9 protein-coding genes are annotated in these 7,588 nt (G+C 35.1%); 7 read left to right on the forward strand and 2 right to left on the reverse strand.

Features of this window, described 5'->3' with window-relative positions; translation table 11 throughout:
* Positions 1–156: 156 nt before the first annotated feature.
* Positions 157–381 (forward strand): spore germination protein, encoded by a 225-nt coding sequence (locus tag AC4NPH_RS30860; RefSeq protein ID WP_097812962.1) that lies wholly within the window; start codon positions 157–159, stop codon positions 379–381.
* A gap of 156 nt (positions 382–537) precedes the next feature.
* Here the strand turns inward: AC4NPH_RS30860 and AC4NPH_RS30865 are convergent, their stop codons facing one another.
* Positions 538–999: a replication/maintenance protein RepL gene (locus AC4NPH_RS30865; RefSeq protein WP_061860493.1), complete on the reverse strand. Its 462-nt coding sequence runs from the start codon at positions 997–999 to the stop codon at positions 538–540.
* Between the two features lie 1,193 nt (positions 1,000–2,192).
* On the opposite strand from AC4NPH_RS30865, the gene AC4NPH_RS30870 reads away from it, so the two are divergent.
* From AC4NPH_RS30870 to AC4NPH_RS30895, 6 genes are all read left to right on the forward strand, one after another.
* Complete coding sequence (locus AC4NPH_RS30870; RefSeq protein ID WP_098197342.1) at positions 2,193–2,342, forward strand: YjcZ family sporulation protein; 150 nt, start codon at positions 2,193–2,195, stop codon at positions 2,340–2,342.
* Between the two features lie 550 nt (positions 2,343–2,892).
* Positions 2,893–3,069 carry a hypothetical protein gene (locus AC4NPH_RS30875; protein ID WP_491939352.1) on the forward strand — a complete coding sequence of 59 codons (177 nt, stop codon included), beginning with the start codon at positions 2,893–2,895 and terminating at the stop codon, positions 3,067–3,069.
* A gap of 24 nt (positions 3,070–3,093) precedes the next feature.
* Complete coding sequence (locus tag AC4NPH_RS30880; RefSeq protein ID WP_098197341.1) at positions 3,094–3,447, forward strand: plasmid mobilization protein; 354 nt, start codon at positions 3,094–3,096, stop codon at positions 3,445–3,447.
* Positions 3,429–4,655, forward strand: a complete 1,227-nt coding sequence (locus AC4NPH_RS30885; RefSeq protein WP_335482210.1) for a relaxase/mobilization nuclease domain-containing protein — start codon at positions 3,429–3,431, stop codon at positions 4,653–4,655. The genes AC4NPH_RS30880 and AC4NPH_RS30885 overlap by 19 nt, the downstream gene beginning before the upstream one ends.
* On the forward strand, positions 4,639–4,782 hold the full coding sequence (locus AC4NPH_RS30890; protein WP_162837701.1) for a hypothetical protein: 144 nt from the start codon (positions 4,639–4,641) through the stop codon (positions 4,780–4,782). Before AC4NPH_RS30885 ends, AC4NPH_RS30890 begins: the two co-directional genes overlap by 17 nt.
* Before the next feature lie 225 nt (positions 4,783–5,007).
* Entirely contained in the window at positions 5,008–5,646 is a 639-nt protein-coding gene (locus tag AC4NPH_RS30895) for a MarR family transcriptional regulator (RefSeq protein ID WP_418055129.1), read from the forward strand.
* A gap of 297 nt (positions 5,647–5,943) precedes the next feature.
* On the opposite strand, the gene AC4NPH_RS30900 is transcribed toward AC4NPH_RS30895, so the two are convergent.
* Complete coding sequence (locus tag AC4NPH_RS30900) at positions 5,944–6,510, reverse strand: DUF3967 domain-containing protein (RefSeq protein WP_071277478.1); 567 nt, start codon at positions 6,508–6,510, stop codon at positions 5,944–5,946.
* Between the last annotated feature and the right edge of the window lie 1,078 nt (positions 6,511–7,588).

Below are 7,588 nucleotides of genomic sequence, written 5' to 3' on the forward strand. Positions count from 1 at the left end.
TTTTCTATTCATAATCCCTTATTATTTTAATTTTAATAATTGTTTTGAGTGATATTGATTATAATTTTTTTAAAGTTTCAACGGTTAAGCTACTTTTAAAGCAGGTTTAGAATACAATTGTTACATAATTATTTGCAGGATAGAGGAGGAATAAAAATGCCATCTGTTGTAGGAGCAGTTAACATTTCTAGTTTATTTGGATCATCACCTACTGTTGAATTTGGTGATTGTTTTAAGATTGCACCAAAAAGCACAGACATGACAAAAGTAGGTGCTGGTTCTGCTAATACAGGGAACTTCATGAATATTATAAATAAAAAAAATACAACTAATACTAAGAATGGTAGTGTATTTAGTCAAAACATAGCTGGTAATTTATAGACAGAATGTGTACTGTTTTATTTTGTAAGAAATTCCTTCTTTTATTTATTAAGGTGTTCCGAAAATATGTTTTATGTTAACTCAAAGTGAACATATATGTGCAGTTGTAGAAAACATCGTGTTCATTCTTTTGAACACGATGTTTTAATGATTTTTTCAATTTGTATCTTTTAATCTCATAACTTTTCCGTCTGCACTTAGTTCTACTTCGTATCTAATTTTAGATATGTCTTTCCATTCACCTCTTCCAAAGAATTGAGGGTTTAATAAGAAAACGCCTGTTTCTTTTTTTATTAGAATATTCTTTTTGGTTAACTGATTAACTGCATTAGTTACTGATTGTTGTTTAATCCCTAAATTCTCAGCTACAATTCGTTTATATCCTGAGTTAATGATGATAAATTGTCCTTTATTTGCATAAGTTACGCCTTTTATAAGCTCGTATAATACCTTGCTTATCCATCCTTGTATTTCTGCTAACACAACAATATTGTCGAGATATACTTTTATGTAGTCTGGTTCTTTTCCATAGTTAAAAGAAACACTTGTCGTTTCTTCCGTTATTTCTCCGTTCATATCAACGACTTTTGTTGTTTCCACTTTTGATATTTTAGCCACATTGTCCACCTCTATCATTTTTTACCATTTATTATATTTTTATCTTAACTTATATTTCAGTTAATATCAACTCTTTATTAGAGTTAATTTAAACTCTATAATAGTGTTGTTTTTAACCCTTGTTTTTTTACAAAAAACAACTCTTTATAAAAGTTATTTTTAACTCCTATGTGAGTTAAAAATAACCCTCATAGGAGTTAAAATCAACTTGGATATGAGTTATTTTTCACTTTCAAAAAAGTCCTATAAATCTTGATATATCAAGGTTTATAGCAATATATGAAAATCTTTTCTCTTCTTTTATTTTTATTATGTACTTTGTTTTACAAAAAGAAGATCTCTATGCAAAAAGCCTTAAAACTAATTGTTTTAAGGCTTTTTGCTTCTTATAAGAGACATTATGTTAACTAAAGATGTATACCATATACAGCGAAAAACCTGAAAAAACCTACCTTAGAGTTAGGGAGAAGGTAGGCTTTTCTGTTAAAAGAATAAGGATTTTAAAGTTGCTGATGCCTCACGGCGTCTTTGGTAGTTTGCTCAAGTTATCAATAACTTATGTATTAAAAGAAAAACCCACCTGATTTGTCAGAGGTGGGTTTTTCTTTTAGAAAATCTACATATGATTAGTTTACTCTAACTATTGTCTTTTATTCCTAATAGGCAAGTTACCTAAAGGAAAATAAGGGCATATGATGTATTTCGAATAATTTTCGTCTCACACTTAGAATCCTTTTAGTTTCATTTTTCACCTTCATAATTTACAAAGTCAAAAAAAAGAAAAAACAATCTGTATTGGAAGACAGATTGTTTTTTCTTTTAAATGAGAGATGGCTTTATCGAAGTGGCATTCCTAGAGCCTTCTCTAATAATATTCAAAATCTTTTCAGATAATGAATTCCAATAAAATCCATTATACTAACTAAACATATATATAATATACATCTAAAGAAACAGAAAAACTCCCAGGCGGCAGGGAGTTTTTCTGTTTTTTAACAACTGCAAATCCGTTCGGGAGGATAACTGATCTACTGGGATTCAATGTTATGGTTCATTCATTCTATGTAAAATAATCTAAATGGTTTATATATATCTACAAAAATCCTATTATTTTTACCAGTCCAGAGTATAGGCGAGCATTTTAATTTTTTATGCATATCTTAGAAGTATTAAGCATATACGGGGGTGAAAATATGGGCTTTGGCGGTTGCGGTTATGGCGGATATGGTTACGGCGGAGGCGGCTGTGGTTTTGGCAGTGGTTTTGCTTTAATTATTGTCCTCTTTATTCTATTAATTATTATCGGGGCTTCTTGTTTCGGCGGCTTTGGTGGAGGATGCTAATCATTAAATCTAATTTGTTTAAAAAAAGTTAGCTAGATGCTAGCTTTTTTTATTTTTGGATGAAAATTCATTTTCAATCAATGGGGGCTAGCCTTTATACAAGGTACGAGTCGTATTTTTCAAGAAACCCACTTAAAAAATCTCCACTCTTTTCTCCTTGTATAAAGACTTTCGGCAGGTTTGGATCTCTCGCCAAGCCGACATACCCAAAACGAAGGATATGGGAATCGGCTTGTTTAAGCAAGTATACCTGCCGAACCGCCAGCTCGGCCGTACAAAAGTGCTCATCTTACTCCAAGGTAAACAACGCACTTAAAAACATAAACAGCCAGCCTCTACCCCAAAACAAAGGGGGAGATAAGCTGCGTTGTCAATGGTAAGCGGACCGTAGGGAGCATTAAGGAATTGACAATGTCACTACACCAAAGACCCTCTTGGCACTCAAACAAACGAGTTTGTTTGACGCCAACCGGCGAGGGAGCCCCCTCAAAGTTTTGAGGGGGTTGGGGGTGTTTGTAAAAGCCATTCCAAAGGAGCTTTCCTTTGGCAGGTGTGGACAGCGTCCGCGGTTTGGCTCCCCCTTGAAAAGGGGGCTGGGGGGATTGTTATGCTAGGCATAACCAAGCTCAATTGGGTACCAATTGTAGAGCTTACCTTATTCCGAATGTTTGGTGTATTATGGAAGCATACAGCTGGAATTTTACACCAAGTTCACCACGTTCAGTAGGTGAACATAAGGAGGAATAAAGGTATGAGCGAGACGAAAGGCGAGCGTAGGAACGAGCCTAAACAGGTGAAGTTCCGTGTCACTGAAGAGGAATTCGAACGGCTATCGCTGATGGCGGATAACGTAGGAATGACGGTGCCTGCCTTTGTGAAAGCAAAGGCACAGGGTACCCGCATACGACAGCCGAAGATCAATCGTGAGGGTGCTCTAGCAATTGCGAAGGAATTGCGTGCAGTGGGTACCAATGTGAACCAGATTGCGAGATGGTGCAATGCACGAGACATTGAACATTTAAGTGAACAGGAGCTTGAGAGATTGGTATACAATCTCGACGAAATTAAAAAGGGATTGGCTGCAGCATGGCAACAATTAAGCTGAGTACCACGAAAAATGCCAACGCGTTACTGAAGTACGCTGAGAAGCGCGCTGAGGTGTCAAATTCACTTGATTGCGATGTGGACTATGTAAGGAACCAATTTAAGGCTACAAGGGAAATATGGGGCAAAAATGGCGGTATACAAGCGCACCATGTCATTCAGTCGTTTAAGCCAGATGAAGTGGATCCCCAGCAAGCTAATGAAATTGGGTTACAACTGGCTGAGAAGTTGGCAAAAGGTCACGAGGTGGCCGTCTATACGCACACAGATAAAGATCACATTCATAACCACATTGTCATTAATGCCGTGAACTATGAGGATGGGAGAAAGTTTCATGCCCATGGCCAAGATGCCATTGACCGTTTTCGTAAAGCAAGTGATGAGCTGTGCAAGGAACATGGACTTTCCGTTGTAGAAGAGCGCACGGCCGATGTTCGTTATACATTAGCTGAACAGTCATTACTTGAGAAAGGTGAGTCTAGTTGGAAGGATGAAATTCGAACGGCCATTGATCAAGCCAAGGAGCAGACAGCTAGTTTTGAAGAGTTCCAGGAACGTTTAAAAGAGCAGGGTGTCCAAGCCACTTTAAGAGGCAAAAACATCACGTATGAGCATCTAGAATCGAATAAAAAGGTACGTGGCACTAAATTAGGGTTGGCGTACGAAAAGGAGACGATTTTACATGGCTTTGAAAGACAAGTTACAAGAGAAAGAAAGACAACAAGTGCAGGAAGCACAGCCGAGAGAGGACATGCAGGAGTTATATCAGTTATACCAGGAGATGATTTTGCGTCTCAGAGCGACAGAGGGCTATCTCTCGACGTTTCTGAAAGAAAACATGAACAAAGAGATGATGATGCAGCAAGAGCTCGAACAGATCAAACAGACGAGCCAAGACGTACAAGCGGAAATGAGATTGACTTCGCTGACATCGATCAACAAATTAGAGACCGCCATCTTAGAGCACAAGCAATATACGAACGAAACTTTGGCCGAGATGAAGACGGCCATCAGGGTATTGCACAGCGAGATGAAAAAGAATCAGGAGTTTCTAAACAACGAGTTCCAAACAAACAATCAAGTGATCAAAGACGAACTCGAGAAGATCAACAACAATCTGGGGAGCAAGTTCGACATGTTGAGCGAGAAAGCGAAGTCAGAACTCAGCGAAATCGAAAAAAACAGCAAGACTATGATATCGAACGCTAAGTTAGGTGTAGCGTTTAATGGCTGGTTAGATTGGGTGAAATATGGAGCTGGTGCAGCTGTCTTTATGGTACCTATGTTTTTCTTGTTTAAATGGTTCTTTGGATTGTTTGGTATTAATCTAGGATAATGGTTTAGGCTTTTACAAAATTAGTTGAAAAACTGCGAAAAGAGTAGAAAAAGAGGGAAATTATTGATAGTGTTGAATGTAGTATAAATGAGAAAAACCGCCCTTGCTTTGGTCGGCTTGGCGGTTTCTCGAAAAACAGAAAGGGAATGGGTCCCTTATATACATATTTATGTACATATTCTATCATAAGGGGCTGATTCCTGCCACATAAGGAGAGGAATTAGTTTGGAAAACGGCAAAAATAATATTGTGAATTTGGAAAAAAAACTTGTTGAAGCGGAAAAAAAGGCAAGGTCAAGAGATCTAGAAGCTGAAAAAGAGAGAGCTAAAGCAGATTATCATGGTGTAGATCAAGATGAAGTTAATCAAGCAATGGAAACGTTAAGTCAAGCTACTGGTAAAGATATTTTTATAGGGACAAAAAGAACTCCACAATCGAGAGTGAGGTTTGTACAAACTTTGCAGGAGAATCAGGGATACCTAAACAAACTGAAATATTTTACTGGGAGAGAAAAAGTGTTTTTGCATGATATTGTCCCATATATAGCTTTTTCAACTAATTGTATTGTTTTAGATATTAAAGCTAAAAATCCAGTACCTGCTAACATTTCAGAAATCGCAAAATTAATTAATAGCAACAGAACAAATACAAGTACTGTTATCAATTCATTAGTTAAAAAAGGCATCTTATTTAAGGGCGAATCAGGAGTTGAAGATAATAACGCGAAAGCTTATGCTATTTTTGTAAATCCACATGTTATTTATGCAGGTGATAAAGATAACGTAAATCAAGCTTTGCAAGTTATGTTTCATAAAGCTATGAAAATGAAAATATTAAAAGATTTACCAGATAAATTATTTTAATTAAAAAAGAGCCTATAATAGGCTCTTTTTTTACTTTTCGTGTGTTGCAAAAATGCAACGCAACTGTTGCATTTTTGCAACACACGAAAAGTATTACAAACGCTGATATAACAACGTTTATAATACTTTAAAAAGTTTCTCTCTTCTCACTCTCTATTTAAATAGCAATTCGCTAATAGAATTGCAAGGGTCTTTTTATAATTTTTTCGTTAGAAAAATAATAGCCTAAAGGCTAAAAAAACCGTCTCAAGACGGCCATCTTTTAATTAAAAAAACTACCCAATCAATTTGAGTAGTCTAACGTAACCATAATTGCCACCATTTCTTTTTAGCCTGTTCTTTTGACAAGCTAGTAGCTATTTCTTTTTGTGATTCTTGCATTTCCCTTAATGTTGTAATCAATGTCTTATCTCGTTGTTCTAAACTATCTTTTATGTATGCTTCTTGTTTTAAAAATTGCTTCTTAAAGTCCTCTTGCTGTTTTTCTATAATTTCATTTTGGTTTTTTACTAATTGTTTTAACTCATCTAGTTCGGTCATAACGGTTGTGACTTGTTTGGTTATAACCGTTATATCTTCTGTTGTAACAGTTATGTCGGTTATATCAGTTGTGTCAGTTATAACTTTATCTTTTACAATTTCCTTTACAGCCTTCGGAACAGTCATGCCTTTTTCATTTTTTAAAAGCATTAATTCTTTAAATAAATTTATATCATCTTGTGAAAACAAGAGTTGTCCTTGCTGATTACGTTTAAAGTTATAACCATGCTCTTCAAAAAGTAAATAATATTTCTTAGCAGTTGAAGTAGTGACTCCAATAGCTCTTGCTAATCCATCTACTTTTTCATAGAATTCCATGTACATATTAGTTATAACCTCCGATTTATTTAGGGTTATAACCAGTATAACACCATCTTGATTTAAAAATCTTTAGAATTCATTAGGGAGAAATGATAAGAACAATTTTAATACTTGTTTCGTACTTATCAAATTTAATAAGTACGAAACAAGTATTAAAGACTTTTTTTAAATTGGAAGGGATGCTGTACTAGATCTCTATAAATAATTAAAACTGAAATATCAAGACCAACATTACAAATTTTAATATCTATAATCTCAAAATTATTATTTTGAAGAAATTCACTCAATCGTTCTTCATATTTATCCAATGTGCTCGTTAAAACATGAATCTTTAATGTCCTAGAATTACCTAACATAAGATCATACACTTCTTTCTATATTTGTCGTATATTACAGTGTATGAAGCTTGTACAGAATGGAAACTCCAGTTTATACCTTTTTCTTTTATAAAAAGGATATACCTAAAGATGATTAATGTTTTTAACAAACTAAAAAGCCACCTCTTGAGTGTGTGGTAAGAGAGGTGGCCTTTTAGTTACATTTACAAATATGGGGTTAAATGAAATCCAACTTGGAAAATCAGCCGGACTGTCACTATAACATATTCAGATAAAAAATCAATTATTTAGGGGTTGAAGCATATGCATAAAAGGTGCGCTTTTTATGCATCATCTCTTCAACTACCTGTAAGGAGAACTCCGTCAGATCAAGGATGTATAAAAAGCTGCATATCACGGAAATATGGAACTCAACAAACCCCTTATGGCTCAAGGGGTTTCCTTTTCCGTGTGTTCCGGAAAGAGACATTATGTTAACTAAAGATGTATAGAGTATACACCTTGAAAATAGAAAAAAACCTATCTCTTTCCAATCCAAAGAGGTAGGTTTTTTCTGCTCTATTGCAAGGGTATTGGTTGATGCCTCACGGCGTCTTGTGTAGTTTGCTCATGTCGGCCAAAACTTATGAATAGAAAAGAGAAAAGCTTATTATAGGTTCCAGTTCTTTTTCTATTCATAATCCCTTATTATTTTAATTTTAATAATTGTTTTGAGTGATATTGATTATAATTTTTTTAAAGTT

This window comes from Priestia sp. MDV22-iso46 (assembly GCF_058629175.1).

Coding starts and splice junctions, on each gene's coding strand:
- AC4NPH_RS30860 (WP_097812962.1), top strand. CDS start 157: ATGCCATCTGTTGTAGGAGCAGTTAACATTTCTAGTTTATTTGGATCA.
- AC4NPH_RS30870 (WP_098197342.1), top strand. CDS start 2,193: ATGGGCTTTGGCGGTTGCGGTTATGGCGGATATGGTTACGGCGGAGGC.
- AC4NPH_RS30880 (WP_098197341.1), top strand. CDS start 3,094: ATGAGCGAGACGAAAGGCGAGCGTAGGAACGAGCCTAAACAGGTGAAG.
- AC4NPH_RS30885 (WP_335482210.1), top strand. CDS start 3,429: ATGGCAACAATTAAGCTGAGTACCACGAAAAATGCCAACGCGTTACTG.
- AC4NPH_RS30890 (WP_162837701.1), top strand. CDS start 4,639: ATGATATCGAACGCTAAGTTAGGTGTAGCGTTTAATGGCTGGTTAGAT.
- AC4NPH_RS30900 (WP_071277478.1), bottom strand. CDS start 6,510: ATGTACATGGAATTCTATGAAAAAGTAGATGGATTAGCAAGAGCTATT.